The organism is Curtobacterium sp. MMLR14_010 (assembly GCF_001865015.1).
In the GTDB taxonomy this organism is placed as follows: Bacteria; Actinomycetota; Actinomycetes; order Actinomycetales; family Microbacteriaceae; genus Curtobacterium.
The window spans coordinates 60,728-86,218 of record NZ_MJGV01000002.1 but is presented as its reverse complement, the minus strand read 5'-3'; the positions used below and the strand labels follow the sequence as shown (position 1 = coordinate 86,218).

Genomic DNA, 25,491 nt, shown 5'->3' with positions numbered 1-25,491 from the left:
GGACCCTCCGACTGTCAGGATGACCGCATGACGGTGAGTGTTCGAGAGGTCGCGGCGCTCGCCGGCGTGTCCCTCGGCACGGTGTCGAACGTGCTGAACCGCCCCGAGAAGGTCGCCCCCGGCACCGTCGTCCGGGTGCAGAACGCCATCGCCGAGCTCGGCTTCGTGCGGAACGACTCCGCCCGCCAGCTCCGTGCCGGGCGGAGCTCGACGGTCGGGCTCATCGTGCTCGACGGCGGCAACCCGTTCTTCACGGACGTCGCCCGCGGAGCGGAGGACGCTGCGATGTCGAAGGGCCTCGCCGTCCTGATCGGCAACTCGGACGAGTCCACCGACCGCGAACGCACCTACGTCGACCTGTTCGAGGAGCGCCGGGTCGCCGGGCTGCTCATCTCCCCCGCCGGTGACGACCTCTCCCGGCTCGCACGGCTCCGCGACCAGGGCACCGCCGTCGTGCTCGTCGACCGCCGGGCCGACGACGAGCCGTTCGCCTCCGTGTCCGTCGACGACGTCGCGGGTGGCCGGATCGCGGTCGAACACCTGCTCGCGATCGGTCGGCGTCGGATCGCGTACGTCGGCGGCCCGTTCGGCATCCGCCAGGTCGTCGACCGGCACGCGGGAGCCCTCGCCGCGACCACCGCAGCGGGTGCGTCCCTCGAGGTGCTGGCGACGACGTCCCTGTCCGTGCTCGAGGGCCGTCGCGTCGGCGAGGAGCTCCAGCGCCGTCCCGCGTCCGAGCGCCCGGACGCCGTGTTCGCCGCGAACGACCTGGTCGCGGTCGGGCTCGAGCAGGCGTTCGTCATGCGTGGCTCCGTCGCCGTCCCGGACGAGATCGCCATCGTCGGCTACGACGACATCGCGTTCGCCGAGGCCGCCGTCGTGCCCCTGACGTCGGTCCGGCAGCCGGCGCAGGACCTCGGACGGCGGGCGATCGACCTGCTGGTGCGGCAGGTCGAACAGGGGCAGGACATCGACCTCGAGCAGGTCGAGTTCACCCCGGAGCTCGTCGTCCGGCAGTCGACCGTCCGGGACCGCTGACCCCTGCGGCCGCGGGTGCCCGGCTGCGGCCGCGCTGCCTGGCTGCGCCGCGCGCTCCGTCTACGATCAGGGGATGGCCCACCCCCCGCGTCGCGACGGGCCGCCGAGCGTCCACCACGTCGCCGCGCGCGCCGGGGTGTCGCTCGCCACGGTCTCCAACGTGCTGAACCACCCGGAACGTGTCCGCCCCGCCACGGCCGAGCGCGTGCACGCCGCCGTCGCCGAGCTCGGGTACACGCCCAACCGCAACGCCAGCGCCCTCGTCTCCGGCAGCAGCAGCGCGATCGGCCTCGTCGTGATGTCGCTCCGCAACTCGCTGTTCAGCGACATGGTCAGCGGCGCCCAGCTCGCTGCCCGCGCGCAGGACCGCACCCTGCTCATCACCAGCAGCGAGGACGACCTCCGCGCGCAGGGCGACCACCTCGCGTCCCTCGAGAGCTCCCGCGTCTCCGGGATCCTGCTCGCCACGATGACCGAGTCCCGGGACCAGGTCGAGCTCACCCGCCGCCACGGCCGACCCGTCGTCTACGTGAACTACGAGCCCACTGAGGTCGACGCCTGTTCCGTCGTCGTGGACAACGAGCAGGCGGGCTTCATCGCCACCGAACACCTCATCTCCCAGGGGTGTCGACGCATCGGGTTCGTCAGTGCCCGGCTCGACCTCCAACCCGTGCGCCGTCGGCGGGCGGGGGTCCTCCGTGCCGTCGCCGCCCACCCCGGGGTGACCCTGGTCGACGTCGACGCCGGGGACATCGACCCTCCGGGCGGCACCGACGCCGGAGCCCGGATCGCGCGGATGCCGGCGGACGAACGGCCCGACGGGGTCCTCGGGGTGACCGACCTGCTCGCGATGGCGGTCGTGACCGAGCTCCGGGCCGCGGACATCCGGGTCCCCGAGGACATCCCGGTGTCCGGCTGCGACCACAACTCGATCGCCTGGGGCGGGGCGGTGCCGCTCACCTCGGTGACGATGCACGGCGCCGAGATGGGAGCCACGGCCGTGGAACTGCTCCTCGCCGAGCTCACCGACGCACCCGACACGCACGTGCACCGGACCGTGGTGATCGGCAGCGAGCTGGTCCCCCGGGAGAGCACCATCGGGCGCTCGGCTGCGGCGGCGGCTGCCGGTGCTGCCCGTGCGGAGGCCGCCTGCTCGAGCGACCTGCGGCGCTCGGAGCCCTGACCGCGGATCACAGGCTGGTCCCGCGCGCGTTCCTTCCCCTGGCGCCTGCGATGGGAAGCGGTTCCGCGCGTCGGTGGTGGGAACGAACGACCATCCAAGCGCGATCCGACCTCCTCAGCACGATTCGACCTCCCATGCGGGACTCACCAACACCGCGCCGCCGAAGCCGATCTCGCCCGACCGATTGACACGCTTCAATCCACGTGGTTCCATTCCGATTGAAACGTTCTAACAGCACCACCCGGGCACCGCGACGATGCGCTCCCCGGTCCGTTCCACCCGGGCGTCCCACCACCCGGGCCCTTACGAGGAGGTAAGGATGTCAGCTCGTTCCCTGACCACCCGGTTGCTCGCCATCGGCGGCGCCACGGTCCTCATCGGCGGTCTCGCCGGCTGTTCGTCCGGCGGTTCGGCCGACACCGGCGGCGGCGGCGACGTCGAGATCACCTACCAGGCGGACAACTCCCCGGCGACCGCCGCCACCGCGAAGCCGCTCATCGCCGCGTTCGAGAAGGCGAACCCCGGCGTCACGGTCAAGTTCGACACCCGACCGCAGGGCACCGAGGGCGACAACCTCGTGAAGACCCAGCTGTCGACCGGCGAGATGGCCGACGTCTTCAACTACAACTCCGGGTCGCTGATGCAGGCACTCAACCCGGACAACACCCTCGTGGACCTCTCCGACCAGAGCTGGACGAAGGACGTCGACGAGCAGTTCACCAAGGTGGTCAGCACCGACAAGGGCGTGTACGGCGCCCCGATCGGCACCAGCTTCGGCGGCGCGGTCATGTACAACAAGAAGGTCTACGCCGACCTCGGGCTGAAGGTCCCCACCACGTGGGACGAGTTCATCAGCAACAGCGAGGCGATCAAGGACGCGGGCAAGGTTGCCCCGATCATCCAGACCTACGGCGACACCTGGACCAGCCAGCTGTTCGTGCTCGGCGACTTCGCCAACATCACGGCGCAGCAGGCGAACTGGGCGTCGAAGTACACCGCGAACAAGGAGTCCTACGCGAAGGACCCGGCCCTCGCGGGCTTCGACCACCTCGCCGAGGTCAAGGAGAAGGGCCTCGTGAACGAGGACTTCGCTTCGGCCACGCAGGCGAACGGCCTGAAGATGCTCGCCGACGGCACCGGGGCGCAGTACCCGATGCTGACGAACGCCATCTCCACGCTGCAGCAGGACAGCCCGGACGCGGTCGACGACATCGGCGCGTTCGCCCTGCCGGCCGAGGACGCCGACGACACCACGCTGACGATCTGGGAGCCGAACGGCCTGTACATCCCGAAGACGACCGAGGGCGACAAGCTGGCGGCCGCCAAGAAGTTCATCGCCTTCGTCAACTCCTCGAAGGGCTGCGCCATCCAGAACGACACCGGCACGCCCGGCGGCCCGTACGTCATCTCGACGTGCACCCTGCCGGACGACGTGCCCGCGATGCTCGATGACCTCCAGCAGTACATCGACGAGAGCACAGCCACGCCGGCCCTCGAGTTCCTCTCCCCCATCAAGGGCCCGAACCTCGAGAAGATCTGCGTGCAGGTCGGCTCCGGGATCTCGACCGCCGCCGCCGGCGCGAAGCAGTACGACCAGGACGTCGTGCAGCAGGCGCAGCAGCTCGGCATCAAGGGCTGGTGAGGACGTGACCGCGACGCTCACGACGGCGGTGGCCCCACCGCAGACGACGAAGGCAGGACCGGGCCCGGCACGCGGGAAGATGCGGTCGTTCTACCCCGCGTGGTTCTTCATCCCCGCGATCGCGCTGTACGTCGTGTTCTTCGCGGTCCCGACCTTCGCCGGGTTCTGGTTCTCGCTGACGCGCTGGACGCTGTTCGACCAGACCTTCATCGGGTTCGACAACTTCGTCCGGTTCTTCCAGGACCCCCAGCTCGTCTCGGGGTTCATCCACACGTTCGAGTACGGGTTCGTGACGAGCGCGGCGAAGGTGGTCCTCGGACTCGCCCTCGCCCTGCTCCTCACGTCCCCGGTGCTCGGGCGCGGCTACCTCCGGGCGGTCGTGTTCTTCCCGGTGCTCGTGTCGACCATCGGCATCGGCATCACCTTCAAGGCCCTGCTCGACCCCTTCCACGGGATCGTCAACGGGCTCCTCGGTTCGGTCGGGCTCCCCACGCCGGGATGGCTGACCGACCCCGCCCTCGCCCTGTGGAGCGTCGCGGCGGTGGACGTCTGGAAGGGCGTCGGCATCGCGACCCTGATCTTCATCGCGGGCATCGTCGCGATCCCGCAGGAGTACTTCGAGGCCGCGCGCGTCGACGGTGCGAGCGCGTGGACGATCTTCCGGAACATCACCCTGCCGTTGTCCCGACCGGCGATGGGCACCGTCATCATCCTGTCGCTCATCGGTGGCCTGCGGTCCTTCGACCTCATCTGGGCGATGACCGGCGGCGGACCCGGCTTCACGAGCGACGTGATCGCGAGCGTGATCTACAAGCAGTACCAGGCGGGCTTCTACGGCCTGTCGACCGCCGGCAACGTCGTGCTCTTCGTCGTCGTCACGGCGATCATGGTGCCGGTCTCGTGGCTGCTGAACCGGAAGGAGCCGGAACTGTGAGCGCCGTCACCGCAGCACGCCCCACACGACAGCCACGGAGGCGCCACCCCGGCACCGTCCGTCGGTGGATCATCGGCATCGTCGCCATCGTGGTGTCGTTCGTCGTGTTCCTGGTGCCGTTCGTCTTCGTCCTGCTGCAGGCGGCGAAGTCCCCGGCCGAGGCGAACCAGCTCGGCTTCACCCTGCCGACGGACTGGCAGCTGTGGCAGAACCTGCGGGCGGTGTTCCAGAGCGGCGAGTCCGGCATCGTCCGGGCGTTCGTGAACAGCGCCGTGCTGACCGTCGGCAGCGTGCTCATCATGGTGGTCTTCTCCGCGATGGTCGGCTACGTGCTGCAGCGTCGTCCTGGCCGGTGGAACGGGCTGATCAACTTCTTCGTCCTGGCCGGGCTCATCGTCCCGCCGGCGATCGTCCCGACGATCTGGGTGCTGCAGGGGCTCAACCTGTTCAAGACCATGGGCGGGATGATCCTCATCGAGGCCACCTTCGGCCTGTCGTTCTGCATCCTGCTGTTCCGGGCGTTCGTGGCGACGATCCCGAAGGAGCTCGACGAGGCCGCCGTGCTCGACGGCGCCGGCCCGATCCGCCTGTTCTTCGGGGTGGTCCTGCCGCTCCTCAAGCCGGTCATCATCACGGTCGTGCTCGTGCAGTCCGTCGCGGTGTTCAACGACTTCGCGAACCCGCTGTACTTCCTGCCCGGGTCCGAGAACGCCACGGTCCAGCAGACGCTCTACGCGTTCCAGAGCCAGTCCGTCAGCCAGTTGAACCTGCTGTTCACCGACGTGCTCCTCATCACGATCCCGCCGCTCATCCTCTACGTCTTCTTCCAACGCCAGATCGTCGCCGGCATGACCAGCGGCGCCGTCAAGGGCTGACGCCCACCCCGGCCAGGAGGCCCGACCCGCCCCGCGCAGGTCGGCCCACCACCGCCAGCCCCACGGACACACGGACACACGGACACACGGACACACGGACACACGGACACACCGACTCAACGACGCGGCCGTCGACGACGACGACCGCCGGAAGGACACCATGACCACCTGGACCGCACCCTTCATCGCGGCCGACGCCGACGCCGCCTTCGGCAGCGCGCCGATCCTCCGTCGGGAGTTCACCCTCGACGCGGGCCACGGCGCCGTGACCGCTGCGACCCTCGACGTCAGCGCCCTCGGCGTCGTCGAGGCCTGGCTCGGCGGCACCCGCGTCTCGGACCACCTGCTCCAACCCGGGTGGACGAGCTACGAGTGGCGCATCCGCGTCGTCTCGCACGACGTCACCGAGCACCTCACCGCCGCACCGGGCAGCGCCGCCGTGCTCGCCCTGGTCCTCGGCCGCGGCTGGGCAGCCGGTCGGCTCGCGTGGGGCGGCGGTGGCGGCTGGTACACGGACGAGCGCGCCGGGTTCGCCGAACTGCACGTCACCTTCGCCGACGGCCACGAGCAGACCCTCGCGACGGACACCGACTGGCAGGCGTTGCCGAGCCCGATCACCGACGACCAGCTCTACGACGGCCAGGACGTCGACGCCCGGGTGGACGACACCACGTGGAAGCACCCCGGGCAGGTCCAGCACGCAGCCGGCGTCCACACGGTGTCGATCGGCGACCGCGAGCTCGTGGACGACACCGTGCCGCCCGTCCGGCCCCTGGCGGAGATCGCCCCGGTCGACGTCTGGACGAGCCCGTCCGGCGCGACCCTCGTCGACTTCGGCGTGAACCTGGTCGGGTGGGTGCGAGTCACGGCGAGCGGCCCCGCCGGCACCGTCCTGACGCTCCGGCACGCCGAGGTGCTCGAGCACGACGAGCTCGGCACCCGCCCCCTGCGCACCGCGAACGCGACGGACCACTTCACGCTGAGCGGCAGCGGCGCCGACGCCCCGGACGTCTTCGAGCCCCGCTTCACCTTCCACGGCTTCCGGTACGCCGAGGTCGACGGGTGGCCGGGTTCGCTCGACGACCTCCGCGCGGCCGTCACCGCCGTGCAGGTCGGCAGCGACCTCACCCGCACGGGCAGGTTCACGTCGAGCCAAGAGCTGCTGAACACCTTCCACGAGAACGTCGTGCGGGGCATGCAGGGCAACTTCCTCAGCGTCCCGACGGACTGCCCGCAGCGCGACGAGCGGCTCGGGTGGACGGGCGACATCGCCGCGTTCGCCCCGACGGCGTCGTACCTGTTCGACACCAGGGCCTTCCTCGGCGACTGGCTCCGCGACGTGTGGCTCGAGCAGCAGCACGCCGACGGGGTCATCCCGTTCGTGGTGCCGGACGTGCTGAAGTACTCCCCCGCCGAGGACTTCGGCGTCCCCGACGCCACCGCGATCTGGTCGGACGCCGGGGTCTGGGTGCCGTGGACGCTGTACCAGGCGTACGGCGACACCGCGGTGCTCGAGGAGCAGTTCGACTCGATGACCGCGCACCTGCGTCGGATCCGCGACCACCTCTCGCCGCAGGGCCTCTGGGACACGGTCTTCCAGTTCGGCGACTGGCTCGACCCCGACGCCCCGCCGGAGGACGCCGCGAAGGCGAAGGCCGACCCCGGCGTCGTCGCGACGGTCTGCGCGTTCCGGTCGGCGACGCTCGTCGCCGAGGCGGGCGCCCTGCTCCCCGGCCACGAGGCGGAGACGAGCGAGGCCCGGGAGATGGCCACGAGCCTCCAGGCCGCGTTCCGGGAGCACTACGTGACGGACGGACGCATCCGGTCGGACTGCACCACGGTCTACGCGCTCGCGATCGTGTTCGGGATCCTCTCCGACGAGGACACCCGTGCGGCCGGCGACCGGCTCGCCGAGCTGGCGGCCGAGTCCGGGTACCGGATCTCGACGGGCTTCGCGGGGACGCCGTTCATCACGGACGCGCTGACGCAGACCGGGCACCTCGACGACGCGTACCGGCTGCTGCTGCAGACGGAGTGCCCGTCGTGGCTGTACCCGGTGACCATGGGCGCGACGACGGTGTGGGAGCGCTGGGACTCGATGCTGCCCGACGGCACGATCAACCCGGGCGAGATGACCTCGTTCAACCACTACGCACTCGGTGCCGTGGCGGACTGGATGCACCGGGTGGTCGGTGGCCTCGCGCCGCTGACGCCCGGGTACGAGACGGTGCTCGTCGCGCCGCAGCCCGGTGGTGGGCTGACCTGGGCGGAGACCTCGCTCGACACCGTGCACGGGCACGTCGCCGTGCGGTGGGAGCTCGTCGACGGGGAGCTGCTCGTCCGGGTGACCGTGCCCGAGGGCGTCACCGCGGTGGTCCGGCTGCCCGGGCTCGCAGAGCAGCAGCTGGCGGGTGGCACGCACGAGCTGCGCGCGCCGGCCGCGGTCCCGGTGCCCTGATGTCCCGGCCGCAGCAGCACGAACCACTCGCACACGAGGAAGTGACACGATGACATCCACCCCGAGCTTCGCCGGCATCGCCGACCAACTGGCACGACAGCAGATCGAACTGCCGTCATGGGCCTTCGGCAACTCCGGCACCCGCTTCAAGGTGTTCACCACGCCGGGCACCCCGCGGGACCCGTACGAGAAGATCGCCGACGCCGCGCAGGTGCACCGGTACACCGGGCTCGCCCCGACGGTGGCGCTGCACATCCCGTGGGACCTCGTGGACGACTTCGCTGACCTGCGACGCCATGCCGAGGAGCAGGGTGTGCGGCTCGGGACGATCAACTCGAACACGTTCCAGGACGACGACTACAAGTTCGGCGCGCTGACCCACACCGACGCGGTCGTCCGGCAGAAGGCGATCGACCACCACCTGCGCTGCATCGACGTGATGGACGCCACGGGCAGCCGCGACCTGAAGATCTGGCTCGCGGAGGGCTCGAACTACCCCGGCCAGGCCGACATGCGCGAACGCCAGGACCGCCTGCACGAGTCGCTCAGCACGATCTACGACCGTCTCGGCGACGACCAGCGCCTGGTGCTCGAGTACAAGTTCTTCGAGCCGGCGTTCTACCACACGGACGTCCCGGACTGGGGCACCAGCTACGTGCAGACACTCGCCCTCGGCCCGAAGGCGATGGTGTGCCTCGACACCGGCCATCACGCCCCCGGCACGAACATCGAGTTCATCGTGATGCAGCTGCTGCGCCTCGGGAAGCTCGGGAGCTTCGACTTCAACTCCCGCTTCTACGCCGACGACGACCTGATCGTCGGCGCAGCCGACCCGTTCCAGCTCTTCCGCATCCTGGTCGAGGTCATCCGCGGCGGCGGGTACGACAACGCCGACGTCGCGTTCATGCTCGACCAGTGCCACAACGTCGAGGACAAGATCCCCGGCCAGATCCGCTCGGTGCTGAACGTGCAGGAGATGACGGCGCGCGCGCTGCTCCTCGACCGCGTGGCCCTGACCGCGGCGCAGGAGGCCCACGACGTCCTCGGCGCCAACGAGGTCTTCATGGACGCCTTCCAGACGGACGTCCGAGCGGACCTGGCGCGCTGGCGCGAGTCGCGCGGGCTGCCGGCGAACCCGATGCGCGCCTACCTCGACTCCGGCTACCAGCAGTCGATCGCGGCCGACCGCGTCGGTGGCGTGCAGGCCGGTTGGGGTGCGTGAGATGACAGACACGCAGGAGGCACGGGTCGACCCCGCCCCGCAGCCCACGACCGCAGACGCGACGGTCACCGCGCTCATCGCGCGCTCGAACGCGCTCGGCTTGGACCCGCGCATCACGAACCACGCCGGCGGCAACACCTCGGCGACGGGCACCGACACCGACCCCGTCACGGGCGACCCGGTGGAGCTGCTCTGGGTGAAGGGCTCCGGGGGCGACCTCGGCACGCTGACCCCGACGGGCCTCGCCGTTCTGCGGCTCGACCGGGTCCGGGCGCTCCGGGGCGTCTACCCGGGCGTCGAGCGCGAGGACGAGATGGTCGCCGCGTTCGACCACTGCCTGTTCGGGAAGGGCGGCGCTGCCCCGTCGATCGACACGGCGATGCACGCCCTCGTGCGGGCCCCGCACGTCGACCACCTGCACCCGGACGCCGGCATCGCGATCGCCACCGCCGTGGACGGCCCGGCCCTGACCGAGCGGATCTTCGGCGAGCAGGTCGTCTGGGTGCCGTGGCGTCGACCAGGGTTCCAGCTCGGGCTCGACATCGCCGCCGTTGAGCGCGACCACCCCGAGGCGATCGGCACGATCCTGGGCGGCCACGGCATCACGGCGTGGGGCGCCACGAGCGACGAAGCCGAGGCGAACTCGCGCTGGATCATCGACACCGCCGAGCGGTACATCGCCGCGAACGGGAAGCCGGAGCCGTTCGGCCCCGTGCGCCCGGGCTTCAGCGCGCTCCCGACCGAGGAGCGCCGGGCGCGTGCGGCCGCCCTCGCCCCCACGATCCGCGGCATCGCCGGCCACGACAAGCCCGTCGTGGGGCACTTCACCGACACGGACGTCGTGCTCGACTTCCTGGCGAGCGAGCAGGCGCCGCGCCTGGCCGCCCTCGGCACGAGCTGCCCGGACCACTTCCTCCGCACGAAGGTGGAGCCGCTGGTCCTCGACCTGCCCGCCACGGCCTCCGTCGAGGACGCGATCGAGCGACTGAAGGTCCTGCACGAGCAGTACCGCGCGGACTACCAGGCCTACTACGACCGGCACGCCGACCAGACGAGTCCGGCGATCCGCGGTGGCAACCCGCTCATCGTGCTCGTGCCCGGCGTCGGGATGTTCTCCTACGGCAGGGACGCCCAGACCGCCCGGGTCGCCGGCGAGTTCTACACGAACGCGATCAACGTCATGCGGGGCGCCGAGTCGCTCAGCAGCTACGCCCCGATCGACGAGGCCGAGAAGTTCCGCATCGAGTACTGGGCGCTCGAGGAGGCGAAGCTCCAGCGGATGCCGGCCCCGAGGGTGCTCGCGACGCGCATCGCCCTGGTGACCGGTGCCGCGTCGGGCATCGGCAAGGCCATCGCGACGCGCCTGGCGGCCGACGGCGCCGCGGTCGTCATCGCGGACCTCGACCTCGGGAAGGCCCAGGCCGCCGCCGCCGAGATCGGCGACACGGACCGCTGCGTCGGCATCGCCGCGGACGTCACGAGCGCCGCAGCCATCGAGCGGGCGGTGCAGGAGACGCTGCTGCACTTCGGCGGCCTGGACCTCGTCGTGAACAACGCCGGGCTCTCGCTGTCCAAGAGCCTGCTCGACACCACCGAGCAGGACTGGGACCTGCAGCACGACGTCATGGCGAAGGGCTCGTTCCTGGTGTCGAAGGCGGCCGCGAAGGTGCTCATCGAGCAGGGCCTCGGCGGCGACATCGTGTACATCTCGTCGAAGAACGCGGTGTTCGCGGGGCCGAACAACATCGCGTACTCCGCCACGAAGGCGGACCAGGCGCACCAGGTCCGACTGCTCGCGGCCGAGCTCGGCGAGCACGGCATCCGCGTGAACGGCATCAACCCCGACGGGGTCGTCCGCGGCTCCGGCATCTTCGCGAGCGGCTGGGGAGCGAACCGCGCGGCGACCTACGGCATCGACGAGCAGGACCTCGGGGCGTTCTACGCCCAGCGCACGATCCTCAAGCGCGAGGTCGTGCCCGAGAACGTCGCCAACGCCGTCGCGGCCATCTGCACGGCGGACTTCTCCCACACCACGGGGCTGCACGTGCCCGTCGACGCCGGCGTGGCCGCCGCGTTCCTCCGGTGACCCGGTGAGCACGGGCGGCAGCGTCGCGGCGGTGGACCTCGGTGCGACGAGCGGGCGGGTCGTGGTCGGCCACGTGGACGCCGACGGGGTGCGGACGGAGCAGGTCGCCCGGTTCCCGAACGGCCCCGTCACGCGGACCGAGGGCGGTCGGGACACCCTGCACTGGGACGTCGAGGAGCTGTCCCGGCAGATGACGCTCGGTCTGCGCGAGGCCTTCCACCGCCACCCGGCGATCGCCAGCATCGGGATCGACTCGTGGGCGGTCGACTACGGGCTGCTCCGCGACGGGCGACTGCTCGGGCCACCGGTGCACTACCGCGACGACCGGCACGAGCGCGGCGTCGGGATCGTGCACGCCCGGATGGGCCCTGCGGAGCTGTACGCCCGCAACGGCCTGCAGCAGCTGCCCTTCAACACGCTGTTCCAGCTCGCGGCCGACCCCGCGCGCGGACGTGCCGACCGGGCGCTCCTCGTCCCCGACCTGCTCGGCTTCCGGCTCACCGGGGTCGAGGCCGCCGAGCGCACGAACGCGTCCACCACCGGGCTGCTCAGCGCGACCACGCGTGGGTGGGACCCGGCGCTGCTGGCTGCTGCGAGCCTCCCGGCCGAGCTCCTCCCCACCCTGCGCGACCCGGGCGACCGACTCGGGCCCCTGCTGCCGTCCGTGGCGGCCGCCATCGGCGCCGGGACCGGTCCACACGGTGCCGCGGTCACGCTCGTCGGGTCGCACGACACCGCGAGCGCGGTCGTCGCGGTCCCCGCGACAGCACCCGACTTCGCCTACATCTCCTCCGGCACCTGGTCGCTCGTCGGCGTCGAACTCGACGCCCCGGTCCTCACCGACGCGGCGCGCGCAGCGAACTGCACGAACGAGGGCGGCGTCGACGGCCGGGTCCGGTTCCTGAAGAACGTGTCCGGCCTGTGGCTGCTGTCCGAGAGCGTCCGGACCTGGGAGCAGGACGGTTCCACGATCGACCTGGAGGCCCTGCTCGCCTCAGCCGCGGCCGTCACCACCGCGGTCCCCGTCTTCGACCCCGCGGACGCGTCGTTCACGCCGCCGGGTGACATGCCGGCACGCATCGCCGCCTGGTGCACCGCGCGCGGGCTCGCGGCCCCGGTGGCCCGTGCCGAGGTCGTGCGGTCGATCCTGGAGTCACTCGCTGCGGCCTACGCCGACACGCTGCGGACCGTCAGCACCGTCACCGGCACGGACGTCCGACAGGTCCACGTCGTCGGCGGTGGCTCGCAGAACCGTCTGCTCTGCCAGCTCACGGCCGACCGGACGGGGCTGCCCGTCCTCGCCGGGCCCGTCGAGGCCACGGCACTCGGCAACGTCCTGGTGCAGGCGCGGGCCGTCGGGCTCGCCGGACTCCGTGGGGCGTCGCTGGAAGCCCTCCGAGCGCTGGTCGCCCGGACCGTCGACCCGGTTCGGTACCTCCCGAAGCGCGAATCGCCCGCTCATCCATCCGCCACGAGACATAGGATGTCTGCATGACCTCGACCGACGACCAGCACCGCGTCGACCCCGCGACGGGAGCACCGGCAGCGACTCCGGGCACGGCCTCGAGCGCGCGGACGCGGATGAAGCGGCAGCTGCCGACCGTGCGCGACCTCGCGCCGCTCATGCAGTTCAAGAAGCCGGACCTCAACGCCCGTCGGCGTCGGCTCGACCAGGCGCTGACGATCTGGGACCTCCGGGCGATCGCCGAGCGACGGACCCCGCGGGCAGCGTTCGACTACACAGAGGGCGCCGCCGAGGCCGAGATCTCCCTCGCCCGCGCGCGACAGGCGTTCGAGGACATCGAGTTCACACCCGCGGTCCTCCGCGACGTGTCGACCGTCCGCACTGACTGGGACGTCCTCGGCGCTCCGGTGGCGTACCCGTTCGGCATCGCGCCCACCGGCTTCACGCGGATGATGCAGACCGAGGGCGAGCGCGCCGGGGCCCGAGCCGCAGGCCGCGCGGGCATCCCGTTCGCCCTGTCCACGATGGGCACCACCGCGATCGAGGACGTCCGCGACGCCAACCCCCACGGACGCAACTGGTTCCAGCTCTACATGTGGAAGGACCGCGAGAAGTCGATGGCGCTGGTCTCCCGCGCCGAGGCGGCCGGCTTCGACACGCTGCTCGTCACCGTCGACGTGCCCGTCGCGGGAGCGCGCCTCCGCGACAAGCGCAACGGGTTCTCGATCCCGCCGCAGCTCGGCGTGAAGACGATCGTCAACGCGATCCCCCGCCCGTGGTGGTGGTTCGACTTCCTGACGACCGAGCCCCTGGCGTTCGCATCACTCGACCGCTGGTCCGGGACCGTCGGCGAGCTCCTCGACCACATGTTCGACCCGACCGTCACGTACGAGGACCTCGCCTGGATCCGCACACAGTGGAAGGGCAAGATCGTGGTCAAGGGCGTGCAGTCCCTGGCGGACGCCAAGCGCCTGGCCGCGATGGGCGTCGACGGCATCACCCTGTCGAACCACGGCGGACGCCAGCTCGACCGCGCGCCGGTCCCGTTCCACCTGCTGCCCTCCGTGGTGAAGGAGGTCGGCATGGACACCGAGGTGCACCTCGACACGGGCATCATGTCCGGCGCGGACGTCGTCGCGGCCGTCGCACTCGGCGCCCGGTACACGATGGTCGGGCGGGCGTACCTCTACGGGCTGATGGCCGGGGGCGAGGCCGGCGTCGACCGGATGATCCAGATCCTGTCCGAGCAGATCGAGCGGACCATGCGGCTGCTCGGCGTCGCGTCCCTCGAGGAGCTCGAACCCGGCCACGTCACCCAGCTGCAGCGCCTGGCCCCGATCCCCCGCTGACGGAGACGAGTCCTAGGGTCGGGGTGCCTAGTCGCGGGGCAGGGTCCAGGCGGTGCCCGCGGTCGGCGGGAGTCCGTCAGCGTGGGTCCCGGTCCGCGCGCGGTGGCGCAGCTCGGCGAGGACGACCGGGATGGTGCGCAGCCCCCGCCGCACGTCGATCGTCGTCACCACGAGCAGGCCGACCAGGAACACGACGCCGATCCACCAGATCGCGGTCTGGGTCAGGGCGAGCCCGACGCCGAGCAGCGTCATCACCCCGAAGAGTGCAGGCCCCAGCCATCGGAAGCGACGGTACTGCCGGTGCCACTGCTCGAACATGGCGGTCCACGGCTCCGTGGCGACGTCAGCCGGCACCACGCCCGACTTCATCGCGCGCTGCATCCGCACGAGTTCCGAGGGTCCTCCGGACCGGCGCCGCGCTCGACCGATGTACACGCCGAAGAACACCGTCATGGCGCCCGCGTAGAAAAGCGTGCCGATCAGCCGCGCCACGAGCGGCTGATCGGCCGGGAACACGACGTACCCGATCCCGAGCCACAGTGCTGCGAGCACGACGAAGAGGACCGGGAGCAGCACCGGCATGGGCATGCTGCGGAACCGCTCGAGCGCGGCTGACATCAGCTGGCGTCGTTCGGTCGGGGTGCCTCGTCGCCGGGCAGGGTCCAGGTGGCACCGGCGGTCGGCTGCGGCGTCCCGGGAGCCGAGCCCGCCGGCGCCGAGGTGATGGGGCGACGACGCAGCTCGTCGAGCGAGGAGTCCAGGTTCCGGAGCGCTCGACGGGTCTCCCAGACGGAGTAGGCGCAGAGCCCGGCGAACAGCACGAGGAACAGCCACCAGACCGGGCTCACCGAGAACGCCAGGGTCACACAGAGCGCAGCGAACACGACGAACATGATCGGGACGGCCCAGCGGTTGCGGCGGTACCGGACCCGGTAGCGCTCGAGTTCCGGGATCCACGTCGCCGTGTCAGCGTCGGCCGGGACATCGCCGGTGCGGATCGTGCGCTGCATCGCCGTGACGGCATCCGCCCCGCCGGCCTTCCGGCGACGCACGGCGATCAGGATGCCGAACACGACGGTCATGCCCGTCGCGTAGAACAGGGCACCGATCAGTCGCGCGACCACGTGCTCGCGCGACGGGTTCCCCGCCAGCCCGAACAGGAAGTACAGCCCGCCCACCACGACGAACAGGATCGGCAGCAGTGCCGGGAGCGGCAGACGCCGGATGCGGTCCATGTGAGTTCCTCTCAGTCAAGGACAGCCTGCCCGTGCCGGGTCGGCGGTGCCTGGGAAGCTGAGCCACACGCGGGGCCGGTAGGGTCAACGCAGCGGGAAGGGGGCTCCATGGCCGGGGCGAGCATCAGCGTGCAGGACTTCGTGATGCGGTTCGGGGACCGCGCCGTGGTGGACGGTCTGTCGTTCGACGTCACCCCCGGTGAGACCTTCGGGCTCCTCGGCAGCAACGGCTCGGGGAAGACCACGACGATCCGCGCGCTCCTCGGCATCACCGCTCCGACGTCCGGCACGCTGACGATCGACGGGCACCCCTACCGTCCGGCCACCGGCGGCATCGGGTACCTGCCCGAGGAGCGCGGGCTCTACCGCAAGGAGTCCGTCCTCGACGTGATGACCTACTTCGCGGCCCTCCGCGGGATGAAGCGCCCGGCCGCGACCGCGTGGTCGATGGACTACCTCGCCCGGGTCGGTCTGGCGGACAAGGCCAAGCTCCGGGTCGACAAGCTCTCCGGTGGGCAGCAGCAGAAGGTGCAGCTCGGTATCACGATCATGGACCGCCCGCGGCTGCTCATCCTCGACGAGCCGACGAAGGGCCTCGATCCGGTGAACCGCCGGCTCCTGCTCGACCTGGTCGACGAACGGAAGGCCGACGGCGCGACCGTCGTCCTCGTGACGCACCACATGGACGAGGTCGAGCGGCTGTGCGACCGGATCCTGCTCCTCAAGGACGGTGACGCCGCGGCGTACGGCACCATCCCCGAGGTGCAAGACGCATTCGGCGGTGCGGTCGCCAAGGTCTCCCTGAGCGGTCCGGTCCCCCGCTCCCCCCTCTACAAGCTCGCGCGGCACGAGGGCCACGTCGCCTACCTCGTCCCGTCGACGACCGCGGCGGCGGACGGGTCGGACATCCTCGCCGCCCTGGTCGGCGCCGGCGTGCACGTGACCGGCTTCGAGATGCGCCGGATCCCCCTCGACGAGATCTTCGTGCAGGTCTACGGCCACGACGCCCTCGCCGACGAGACCGCCAGGAGCACACGATGAGCCGCATCGGCACCGTCATCCGGTTCGAGTTCACCCGCGCGGTCAAGAAGCCGGCGTTCTGGATCGGCACGCTCGCGCTGCCCCTGGTCGTCGTCCTCGTGTCGCTGCTGGTCGGCGTCGGACAGGCCGCCGGCACCGACTCCGCACTCTCGCGGTCCTCGGCGACGAAGACCCCGTTCCACTACGTCGACCGGTCGGGCCTCGTCTCCGAGTCCGTCGCCGCACGGTGGGGCGGGACCCCGTCCGACGACGAGTCCGGGGACCGCGCTGACGTCGTCGCCGGCCGGCTCGACGCCCTCGTCGTGTTCCCGGCGAAGCCCTCGACCGAGTCGATCCGGATCACCGCGACGGACCGCGGGCTGTTCGAGAACACCGCGTACGCGGACCAGGCGCAGCGGGTGCTCGAGCAGAGCGTGGCCGCGGGCATCGACGACCACGAGGCCGTCGAGCTCCTGCGCTCACCACCGACGACGGACGTCACCGCCTACGCCGACGGCCGGGTCGCCCCCGGGTGGCTGTCGATCGTGCCGCCGCTGCTGTACGTCGCCGCGTTCTTCGGGCTCGTGATCCTGCTCGCCGCCCGCATGGTGACGGTCGTCGTGGAGGAGAAGGAGAACCGGATCTCCGAGATGATCCTGACCACGGTGACCGCCGGTGACCTCATCCGCGGCAAGGTCGTGGCGATGCTCCTGGTCTGCCTGGTGCAGATCGGCGTCTTCCTGGTGCCGGGGCTGCTGTCGCTCGTGGTGGTGGTGCCCCTGCTCGCCGGTCGGGTCGGGCACGTGACGATCGACCCGTGGCGGATGCTCGTCGGAGCCCTGCTGCTCGTCGGTGGGGTGCTGCTGGCCTCGGCGCTGTTCGTCGCGGTCGGCGCAGCGGTCCCCTCGATCAAGGACGCCTCCGCCCTGCAGTCCACCGCCATCTTCGCCCTGGTCATCCCGGTGTACGCGGCGTTCTTCGTGATGACGAGCCCGTCCAGCCCGGTCGTGGCCTTCTTCACGTACTTCCCCACCTTCACCCCCATCACCGCGATGGTCCGGAACGCCGTCGGGGCGCTGTCCCCGCTGGAGTCCGTCATCTGCATCGTCGAGGTCTTCGGGGTGGCGGTCCTGCTGCTCTGGTTCGCGCAGTACCTGTTCCGGCACTCCGTCGCCCAGTACGGCTCCAAGGTGACGCTCCGCCAGATCGCGTCCTGGCGACGCTCCTGACCGGTCACGTCACCGACGTGACCGGATGACGGACGGGAGGCCCGGTGCCAGCTGGCACCGGGCCTCCCGTCCGTCACGTGGTGACCCGAGCGCTACTGGTCGCTGCCCGCGATCTGCCGCAGGGCGTCCAGGTGGCCGCGCCAGGCGGCGCGTCCGTCGCGGGTGAGCGTGAGCGACGTGCGCGGTGTCCTGCCGACGAAGGCCTTGCCAACGGCGACGTACCCGGCGGACTCGAGTGCGGCGACCTGCTTGCTGAGGGCCGAGTCGGTGATCTCCACGGCGTCACGGACCTCGCGGAACCCGAGCGTGCCGGCGCGGTCGAGCGCGGCGACGATCGAGAACCGCACGGCGTTCTGCAGCAGGTCGTCGAGCCGGTGCCGCGGGTGGGTGCCCTGCTCGAGCGTCACGAGCGGGACTCCCACGCGGCGCAGGCGAGTGCGACGACGAGCACCAGGCCGGACGTGATGCCGGACCACAGCACCGAGCCGTGGACCCAGCCGACCACGGCGATGGCGGCGCAGTACGTGAGCGCCCAGCTCGCGATGTAGACGGTCCATCGCCGGCTGCTGGCGAAGGCCGAGCGGCCGCGGATCGCGAGCATGAAGCCGATGAGCACGGCGAAGAGCGCCGCGAGCGTGCCGACGTAGACCGCGGCGAACGCGGTGCCCGTCGTGAGCCCCATCGCCAGCGTGCCGAGCGAGGTGGTGACCCCGAGGGCCGTGATGAACGCGATGTACGGCCAGCGCACGGCGTCGTGCGCTCGGCGGCTGAGGCGGTCTGCACGGTCGAGCATCGCGCGGGCGCCCGCCGGGTCGATGCCGCCGGTGGTGGTGGTGTCGGTCATGGTGTTCCCTCCCGTTGCCACCAGTCTGGCAAGTACTTTCCGATTTGGCAAGTACTTTCCGGTTGGCGGTTCTTCTTCGGGGAACGCGGGGTCAGACCGGGAGGATCGGGGACGTCGGGACGGAGCCGAGGTCCCATGCCGGCACGTGGCGCCGACCCCAGCCCGACCGGAGCGCACGGACGGCGTGGTCGAACTCCGCCAGGGCGTCGAGGTGCGGACGGACGAGCAGCTGGATCTGCAGGCCCTCGTAGACCGCGAGCAGCTGTGTCGCCGCGCGTCCGGCCGGGACGACGATCGTCTCGATGCCGGCGTCGAGGTCCCGCTGCAGCCCGACGGTGAGCCCGACGACGTAGTCCTGGTAGCGCTTCCGGAACAGCTCGGCGAAGCTCGTGCCGGCCCCCGCCATGTTGATCACGCCGGCCAGCACGCGGACGCGGCCCGGGTCGGCGACGTCCTCGGCGAGCATCTGCCGGACGTGCTCGATGGTGCAGGTCGGGGTGCGACGACGGGTCGAGACGCGCATCGCGGTCCAGTGGTCGTACGTGACGAGCAGCAGCGCGTCCCACGTCGGGAAGGCCCGGGAGACGGCGTCGAGCGGCAGTCCGGCGACGTCCGCCACGACCGCGGCGTCGACGTCGTTGAACGGGTGCAGCCGGTAGGCGCGGATCGCGGCACGGACGAGGCGCTCGGCGATGGTCTGTTCTGGCAACGGCTGCTCGGCGTCGAGCGTCCCGTCGGCGAGTCCCTCGGTGAGTGTCTGCACCCGATCATCACACCGCATCCCGGGGGGTGCCGTCGTGTCCCAGTGCGGGGGGTGTTGTGCCTCAGCTGTCGGGCAGGCCGAGCTTCGAGCCGCGGGGGTCGCGGTTCCGGGTGGGCGCTGCTGGCGGTGGGTCGTACGGGGGCGTCGCCTCGGCTCGGCGGCGGGCGGCTTCGGCGCGAGCCAGGCCGAGCAGCGCGTTGATCGCGGTCGACGACTGCATGAGGGCGAGCACCGACGGCAGCAGCAGCAGCAGCACGAGGTGGTCGGTGGACGCCTCGCCGACGACGAGCAGGCCCACCCAGGCGATCAGCCAGCCGACGGGGAGCCACCGCGTCCGGTCGAACACGACGACTCCGACGCCGACCGACCCCTCGACCTGTCGGTGCACCAGGTCCCGGTCCTCGGGGAGCATCGCCGGCGGTCGCGGACCGAACTGCTGACCGATGCGCTCGGAGCGTCGCCAGTCACCGGTCAGGGCCGCGGGCTGGGAGGCGTCCGGGGTCGATGCCGTGCGCAGGAACGTGGCGGCGAGGCAGCCCACGGCGGCGGCGAAGGCCACGATCGCGACGAGGGCGAGGGCGAGCGGTGCCTCGAGCACGGAGTGCCAGAGCAGCTGCGCGACGACGCCGACCGTGCCGAGCGCCGTGGCGACGACGCCGCAGACACGGGTCCGGCGGCGGACGCGCGCGGGGTCGAGGAACTCGGTGCGGCGTGCGCGGTACACGCGCCACCCGGTGACGACGGCTGGCTCGGTCATGCCGCCATCATGCCCTGCGGGTGGCCGGTCGCTCCGGCGGCCTGCTCGCTCGTCAGCCGACGGTGACCGGGGCGGCGGACGGGCGGGTGCGTTGCCGCATCCAGACGAAGAACCCGGTGAGGGTGAAGACGCCGTAGACGACGTACATCAGGCCCGAGGCGTAGTAGCCGGCCGAGAACAGCAGCGGCACGCCGACCAGGTCGACGGCGACCCAGACGAGCCAGAACTCCACCCAGCCCTTCGCCATGCCGTACGTCGCGAGCAGGGACCCGACGAAGATCCACGCGTCGGACCACACGGGCTCGTAGGACCCGAGCGCGCGGAACACGGGGGTGAGCAGGGCCGTGCCGCCGACCAGGGCGACCACGAGCAGCCCGCGCGTCCGCCACGAGGCCCAGCGCGGGTCGATCACGGTGACCGACTCCGCAGGGCGGTGCGTCCAGCGGTACCAGCCGTAGACGCTGACGATGATGAACATCACCTGGCGGCCGGCCTGGCCGAGCAGGTTGACGGGGTTCGGGGTGTCGAAGAGCGCGCCCATGAAGACCGTGAAGAGCAGGGCGTTCCCGACGATGCCGACGGGCCACGCCCAGATGCGACGGCGCATCCCGCCGAGCGCGCTGAGCAGCCCGAAGACGTTGCCGATCACCTCGCGCCAGAGCACCGTCTGGTCCCCGATGACGATCTGCGCGTCGAACAGCCAGCGCACGATGCCCATGGTCCCCTCCTCGTTCCCGGTCGATGCAACCGCATGGGCCTGAACGGCATTCCTCGGCGATCGGTGTCAGAACGGGGTACAAAGTACGTCCGCACTCCTGGGGACGAAAATCACCCCCGTTTTGGGTCCATTCGGACGCATCGTCTTTGTTGTCAGCACTTTGGGGGACGGGTAGCGTCCATGTCAGACGGAATCCAGCCCGCCCGAGCCGCCCTGAGCTCCGGAGCTCGGCGGTCCCGCTCGGCACCGGTCAGCCGCGGCCCTCGTACCACGGGGTCGATGACACCGTCCCGCCTGCACGCAACCCGAACCACCGTGCCGGCGGCCTCAGCGCTTCCCGGAGCGCAGGAACGGATCCACCATGCACAAGATCGTCACCGGTGCCCTCGCAGGCGCCGCCGGCATCGCGCTGCTCCTCGGCGGCGCGGGCAGCTTCGCGCTCTGGAACGCCAACGCCTCGAGCGCCGCGTCGTCCATCAGCTCCGGCACCCTGACCCTGACCGCGGCGAACGACGGCGTGTGGACGGACCTGACCAACGGCCGCTCCGCCACGATCAACCCCGCCTCCGTGCTCATGGTCCCCGGCAACAAGTACCAGTTCACGCAGACCCTGAACATCGCCGCGACCGGCCAGGACCTCAAGGCGAACCTGACCTACGCGAACCAGAGCATCACGGGCGACTCCGGGCTGATCGCGGCGACGACGAAGACCCTCGCGGTCACGTCGTCGAGTGCGTCGGTCGTGCAGGCGACGTCCCCGGCCAACACCTTCGTGGTCTCCCCCGCCGCCGGCACCTCGGCGGTCAAGGTCGTCTTCACGATCGAGCTGCCCCAGTCGGCCACCACCGGCCAGAACGGCACCGTCAACGTCGGTGCGCTCGCGTTCACGCTGACGCAGACCGCGATCGGCTCCTGACCACCGGCGCGGTCGGTCCCTGATCCGTCGACCGCGCCGGTCCCACCACCACGACCACGTTCACCGGGGGGTGACGGAGATGACCAGTCCGACCGCACCGCGCCGTCGCCACCGTGCGCCGGCCCGGCACCGCTGGGTGTGGGTCACAGCACTCGCGCTGGCGGTCGCCGTGGTCGCGTCGGTGCTCGGCACCGGCGGGACCTACGCGCTGTGGAACGCCTCGGCGAGCACGAAGTCGTCCGTCGTCAGGTCGGGCACCGCGACCATCACCGTGAGTCCCCTGTCGCCGATGTACCAGACCGCGATCGGCCCGGGGTCGAGCACGACGGGGACGTTCACCGTGCGGAACACCGGGACGGTGCCGCTCTCGATGCGGGTGGCCATCACCGCGACGAAGGTGTCCTACGCCGACACCACGGACGCCGTCGTCCTCGGCGCCCAGACGCTCCGACTCGCCTCGATCGGCTCGGCCTCCGAGTGCCACGCCGGGATCTCCGGTGCCACCGGCCCGCTCGCCACCTTCGACACCGGGAGCGGCTACTTCACGCTCCCCGCCGGCGCGTCCGGCATGGGCTGCATCGAGATCGTGCTGGCGACGGACGCGCCGCAGAGCGTGTCGGGCGCCGTCACCGACTTCACGATGACCGTGACCGGGACGCAGGTCGCGCCGTGAGCCGCCGTGTCCGCGTGCTCCTCGCCGCGATGCTGAGCCTGGCGCTGGTGGTCGGCGGTTCGAGTGCCGCGTGGGCGCTGTGGTCCGCGAGCGCGAAGGCCACGTCGAGCACGACGATCGGCAAGCTCGCCGCCGGGATCAAGGGCGCCGAGGACCTCACGACGACGTTCTCCAGCACGGTGACCTCGCTGACCAAGCCCCTGACGTTGATGAACTCGGAGAACCTCCGGGGGACCACGACGACCTCCGTGCGGGTCACGAGTGACAGTTCCTCCGCACTCGCGCAGGCCATCGACGTCGTCGCCTGGCCGGTGCCCACGACGGCGGACTGCACGGACGGCGCGACCGTCGGCAGTGGATCGATCTCCGGGACCTGGGCGTCGCTGCCGAGCATGACCACGACGCTCGCCGCCCACTCCGAGGTGGTGTGGTGCACCAGGAGCACGCCGCGGGCATCAGCTCCGGCCTCGGCGACGGCCAACGTCATCGTCACCCTCACGACGAGCTGGGGCCCCTGGGTGTCCGCACCGTTCTCGGGCGGCTTCTACCTCAACACCTCGGCGGCGACCGCTGCGACCCCCGCTCTCACCTGCACGGACCACGACGACAACTACGTCGACCTGACGTGGCCCGCGTCCTCGCGACCGCCCGACACCTGGTACGCCGCCTACGTGGGCGACACGAGGGTCGGTCAGCCGTCGCAGGAGTACTCCGCTGCCGCGATCCAGCTCGCGCCGAGCGACTTCCCCGCCTCCGTCCCCACCGGCACCGCGACCGTCGTGGTGAAGGTGATCGACAGCTCCGGGGCCCCGACCACGACCGTCGCGGGCAGCGGACCGGTCACCCGCTTCACCAAGAACGACGGGGCGGCGATCCGATGCGGCGCCTGACCCCGGCCCGACGGCGCACCGGCTGGCGTGCCGTCCTCCATGCGCTCGCGCTCGGCCTCAGCACCGGCCTGCTCCTGGTGGTGGTCGGGCTCGCCCTCGTGGTGATCGTCATCCCGAAGGCCACGGGGTCCACCCCGCTGACCGTCCTGACGCAGTCGATGGAGCCGACGCTCCCCCCGGGCACACTGCTCGTCGTGCGGCCGACCCCGGTCCAGGACATCCGTGTCGGCGACGTCGTGACCTACCAGATCGCATCGGGACAGCCCGAGGTGGTCAGTCATCGCGTGACGTCGATCGCGACCGCGTCGGACGGCACCAGGAGCTTCGTGCTGCGGGGCGACAACAACGCGGTCGCCGACGCCGCCGCCGTGGTGCCCGGCCAGGTGCGCGGTGTCGTCTGGTACAGCGTCCCCGGGATCGGTTGGGTCAACCAGCTCGTCAACGGGTCGCGGACCTGGCTGGTCCCGACGATCGCCGCCGTCCTGCTCACCTACGGCGCGGTGATGATCATCACCGGCACGGTCTCGGCGGCCCGGCGTCGTCGGCGCCGCGCTCGACGCTCAGGGCCGCGGCACGTCGCGGGGTACCGGCGGACGGGTCAGCCGCACGGGACGGTGTCCTCCGCGGGGTGACCCGCCTCGGCGAGCGCCACGCGGGCGTCCTCGAACGACGAGTACGGCACGTGCTCCCCGCGGACGTCCCGGTAGTCGGTGAGGCCCGGGCCTGCCCAGTAGACGACCCCGTCGTCCCCGATCGCGGCGAGCGCCGTCCGGATCGCGGTCGCGGGGTCCGGCTCCTCGACGATCAGGGCGTCCGAGCCGACCGAGCGCGCCCCGGCCAGGATCGCGGCGCGGATCGGGGCAGGGTCCTCGAAGCGCGGGTGGTGGTCGGCGACCACGACGACGTCAGCCGCGGTCGCCGCGACGACGCCCATGCCGTGCCGCTTCGTCGGGTCACGGTCCCCGTCGGCGCCGAGGACGATCGCCACGCGGGCGGGTGCCACCGCGCGGACGGCCTCGAGGCTCTTCGCGAAGGCGTCCGGCGTGTGCGCGAAGTCGACGAACACCCGCGGGCCGGTGGGTGCCGAGGCGTCGGACATCCGCCCGGGGACGACGACCTCGAGCCGGTCGCCGACCGCGGCTCGGAGGCGCTCGGGCTCGACGCCGGCGCGGATCAGCATCGCCATCGCGAGGCCGGTGTCCGCGGCCATGTGCCGGCCGAGCAGCGGCACCTCGGTGACGATGTCCGCGCCGCCCGGCCCGGTCAGTCGGAAGCGTGTGCCGTCCAGCCGCTGCTCGAGCACGGTGACCCGCCAGGTCGCGTCCTGCTCGGGCAGCGACGTGATCGTCTCGACGGGGACACCCGCGTCGCGGACGATCGTCCGGCCTGCGGCGCTGTCCACCGAGACCACACCGCGGTGCGCGTGCTCCGGCGTGAAGAGCGCCGCCTTCGCCCGGAGGTACGTGTCCATGTCACCGTAGTCGTCGAGGTGGTCGTGGCTGAGGTTCGTGAACCCGGCGACGTCGAACCGCACGCCGTCGAGCCGGTGCCGACTGAGGCCCTGCGCGCTGGCCTCGACCGCGATGCCGAGGACTCCCTGCTCGGCGGCCCTGGCCAGGAAGGCGTGCAGCTCCGGCGCTTCCGGGGTGGTCAGGCGCGAGGCGACCGCGTCGTCCCGGATCCGGCGGTCCGCGGTCGAGGTGAGCGCGGTGGGCCAACCGAGCCGGCGCATGATCGCATCGAGCACGTACACGGTCGAGGTCTTGCCGTTCGTGCCCGTCACCCCGAGCATCGGGACGCCGAGGTCGCCCGTGCCGTACACCGCGCGGGCCGCGGCGCCGAGGACTGCCCGGACATCGGGCACCACGACGACGGGCAGGCCGCTCGCCGCCGCGGTCGGCTCCCCCGCCGTGTCCGTCAGGACCGCGACGGCCCCGGCACGACGGGCTTCCTCGACGTGGTCCGCTCCGTGCTGGTGGCGGCCGGGCAGTGCGGCGAAGAGCACGCCTGGCCGGACGTCCGCGGTGCTCACCGTCATCCCCGTCACGAGGGTGTCGCTCCCCGGCTCGCTGGTCCCGACCGCGGCGGCTCCCGCCGCGGTGCCGCCGACCGCGTCGGCGACGGAACGCAGGGTGACAGGGCGGAGGTGCTCGGGGTCGAATGCGTGGGGCACTGGGACGTTCCTCGTCGTCGG

At 71.5% G+C, this 25,491-nt stretch carries 24 protein-coding genes; 16 read left to right on the top strand and 8 right to left on the bottom strand.

The window, feature by feature from the left end; translation table 11 throughout:
• Nucleotides 1-27: 27 nt before the first annotated feature.
• From BIU98_RS00490 to BIU98_RS00445, 10 genes are all read left to right on the top strand, one after another.
• Nucleotides 28-1,038 (top strand): LacI family DNA-binding transcriptional regulator, encoded by a 1,011-nt coding sequence (locus BIU98_RS00490; protein ID WP_071269643.1) that lies wholly within the window; start codon nt 28-30, stop codon nt 1,036-1,038.
• Between the two features lie 73 nt (nt 1,039-1,111).
• Nucleotides 1,112-2,221 carry a LacI family DNA-binding transcriptional regulator gene (locus BIU98_RS00485; RefSeq protein WP_071269641.1) on the top strand — a complete coding sequence of 370 codons (1,110 nt, stop codon included), beginning with the start codon at nt 1,112-1,114 and terminating at the stop codon, nt 2,219-2,221.
• Nucleotides 2,222-2,540: 319 nt separating this feature from the next.
• Nucleotides 2,541-3,863, top strand: coding sequence for an ABC transporter substrate-binding protein (locus tag BIU98_RS00480; protein ID WP_071269639.1), 1,323 nt, complete (start codon nt 2,541-2,543; stop codon nt 3,861-3,863).
• Nucleotides 3,864-3,942: 79 nt separating this feature from the next.
• Nucleotides 3,943-4,797, top strand: coding sequence for a carbohydrate ABC transporter permease (locus BIU98_RS00475; protein WP_083392867.1), 855 nt, complete (start codon nt 3,943-3,945; stop codon nt 4,795-4,797).
• A complete protein-coding gene (locus tag BIU98_RS00470; RefSeq protein WP_071269637.1) occupies nt 4,794-5,672 on the top strand; it encodes a carbohydrate ABC transporter permease in 879 nt (292 codons plus the stop codon). The genes BIU98_RS00475 and BIU98_RS00470 overlap by 4 nt, the downstream gene beginning before the upstream one ends.
• 160 nt (nt 5,673-5,832) lie before the next feature.
• The gene (locus BIU98_RS00465; RefSeq protein ID WP_071269635.1) at nt 5,833-8,130 is read left to right on the top strand and encodes a family 78 glycoside hydrolase catalytic domain; all 2,298 of its coding nucleotides are present in this window, start codon (nt 5,833-5,835) and stop codon (nt 8,128-8,130) included.
• Nucleotides 8,131-8,179: 49 nt separating this feature from the next.
• Nucleotides 8,180-9,352: an L-rhamnose isomerase gene (gene rhaI, locus BIU98_RS00460; RefSeq protein WP_071269633.1), complete on the top strand. Its 1,173-nt coding sequence runs from the start codon at nt 8,180-8,182 to the stop codon at nt 9,350-9,352.
• A gap of 1 nt (nt 9,353) precedes the next feature.
• Nucleotides 9,354-11,438, top strand: a complete 2,085-nt coding sequence (locus tag BIU98_RS00455) for a bifunctional rhamnulose-1-phosphate aldolase/short-chain dehydrogenase (RefSeq protein ID WP_083392866.1) — start codon at nt 9,354-9,356, stop codon at nt 11,436-11,438.
• A 4-nt stretch (nt 11,439-11,442) separates the two neighbouring features.
• Nucleotides 11,443-12,933, top strand: a complete 1,491-nt coding sequence (locus tag BIU98_RS00450; RefSeq protein WP_071269631.1) for a rhamnulokinase family protein — start codon at nt 11,443-11,445, stop codon at nt 12,931-12,933.
• A gap of 86 nt (nt 12,934-13,019) precedes the next feature.
• Nucleotides 13,020-14,252, top strand: a complete 1,233-nt coding sequence (locus tag BIU98_RS00445; protein ID WP_071270465.1) for an alpha-hydroxy acid oxidase — start codon at nt 13,020-13,022, stop codon at nt 14,250-14,252.
• A 27-nt stretch (nt 14,253-14,279) separates the two neighbouring features.
• Here the strand turns inward: BIU98_RS00445 and BIU98_RS00440 are convergent, their stop codons facing one another.
• Complete coding sequence (locus tag BIU98_RS00440) at nt 14,280-14,870, bottom strand: hypothetical protein (RefSeq protein WP_071269629.1); 591 nt, start codon at nt 14,868-14,870, stop codon at nt 14,280-14,282.
• Nucleotides 14,870-15,487, bottom strand: a complete 618-nt coding sequence (locus tag BIU98_RS00435) for a hypothetical protein (RefSeq protein ID WP_071269627.1) — start codon at nt 15,485-15,487, stop codon at nt 14,870-14,872. The genes BIU98_RS00440 and BIU98_RS00435 overlap by 1 nt, the downstream gene beginning before the upstream one ends.
• Before the next feature lie 108 nt (nt 15,488-15,595).
• Here BIU98_RS00435 and BIU98_RS00430 point away from each other — a divergent pair, with 108 nt between their 5' ends.
• Together BIU98_RS00430 and BIU98_RS00425 are read left to right on the top strand one after the other, a co-directional pair.
• Entirely contained in the window at nt 15,596-16,528 is a 933-nt protein-coding gene (locus tag BIU98_RS00430) for an ABC transporter ATP-binding protein (protein WP_071269625.1), read from the top strand.
• Entirely contained in the window at nt 16,525-17,736 is a 1,212-nt protein-coding gene (locus BIU98_RS00425) for an ABC transporter permease (RefSeq protein WP_071269623.1), read from the top strand. Before BIU98_RS00430 ends, BIU98_RS00425 begins: the two co-directional genes overlap by 4 nt.
• Before the next feature lie 92 nt (nt 17,737-17,828).
• Here BIU98_RS00425 and BIU98_RS00420 read toward each other — a convergent pair whose 3' ends face one another.
• The 5 genes from BIU98_RS00420 to pnuC all read right to left on the bottom strand — a co-directional run bounded on the left by BIU98_RS00420 (nt 17,829) and on the right by pnuC (nt 20,818).
• A complete protein-coding gene (locus tag BIU98_RS00420) occupies nt 17,829-18,158 on the bottom strand; it encodes a transcriptional regulator (RefSeq protein WP_254787745.1) in 330 nt (109 codons plus the stop codon).
• Nucleotides 18,140-18,580, bottom strand: coding sequence for a chemotaxis protein CheY (locus BIU98_RS00415; protein ID WP_071269621.1), 441 nt, complete (start codon nt 18,578-18,580; stop codon nt 18,140-18,142). The genes BIU98_RS00420 and BIU98_RS00415 overlap by 19 nt, the downstream gene beginning before the upstream one ends.
• Nucleotides 18,581-18,671: 91 nt before the next feature.
• Nucleotides 18,672-19,343, bottom strand: a complete 672-nt coding sequence (locus BIU98_RS00410) for a hypothetical protein (RefSeq protein ID WP_071269619.1) — start codon at nt 19,341-19,343, stop codon at nt 18,672-18,674.
• Nucleotides 19,344-19,404: 61 nt separating this feature from the next.
• On the bottom strand, nt 19,405-20,100 hold the full coding sequence (locus BIU98_RS00405; protein WP_071269617.1) for a hypothetical protein: 696 nt from the start codon (nt 20,098-20,100) through the stop codon (nt 19,405-19,407).
• A 52-nt stretch (nt 20,101-20,152) separates the two neighbouring features.
• A complete protein-coding gene (pnuC, locus tag BIU98_RS00400; RefSeq protein WP_071269615.1) occupies nt 20,153-20,818 on the bottom strand; it encodes a nicotinamide riboside transporter PnuC in 666 nt (221 codons plus the stop codon).
• A 361-nt stretch (nt 20,819-21,179) separates the two neighbouring features.
• Between pnuC and BIU98_RS00395 the strand changes: the two genes are divergently transcribed.
• The 4 genes from BIU98_RS00395 (at nt 21,180) to BIU98_RS00380 (ending at nt 23,929) form a co-directional block, all read left to right on the top strand.
• On the top strand, nt 21,180-21,734 hold the full coding sequence (locus BIU98_RS00395; protein WP_071269613.1) for an alternate-type signal peptide domain-containing protein: 555 nt from the start codon (nt 21,180-21,182) through the stop codon (nt 21,732-21,734).
• Between the two features lie 79 nt (nt 21,735-21,813).
• Complete coding sequence (locus tag BIU98_RS00390) at nt 21,814-22,407, top strand: TasA family protein (RefSeq protein ID WP_139200486.1); 594 nt, start codon at nt 21,814-21,816, stop codon at nt 22,405-22,407.
• Nucleotides 22,404-23,297, top strand: coding sequence for a hypothetical protein (locus BIU98_RS00385; RefSeq protein WP_071269609.1), 894 nt, complete (start codon nt 22,404-22,406; stop codon nt 23,295-23,297). The genes BIU98_RS00390 and BIU98_RS00385 overlap by 4 nt, the downstream gene beginning before the upstream one ends.
• Entirely contained in the window at nt 23,285-23,929 is a 645-nt protein-coding gene (locus tag BIU98_RS00380; RefSeq protein ID WP_083392836.1) for a signal peptidase I, read from the top strand. The genes BIU98_RS00385 and BIU98_RS00380 overlap by 13 nt, the downstream gene beginning before the upstream one ends.
• On the opposite strand, the gene BIU98_RS00375 is transcribed toward BIU98_RS00380, so the two are convergent.
• On the bottom strand, nt 23,896-25,470 hold the full coding sequence (locus BIU98_RS00375) for a Mur ligase family protein (protein ID WP_071269607.1): 1,575 nt from the start codon (nt 25,468-25,470) through the stop codon (nt 23,896-23,898). The two genes, BIU98_RS00380 and BIU98_RS00375, sit on opposite strands and share 34 nt — an antisense overlap.
• Nucleotides 25,471-25,491: the final 21 nt, after the last annotated feature.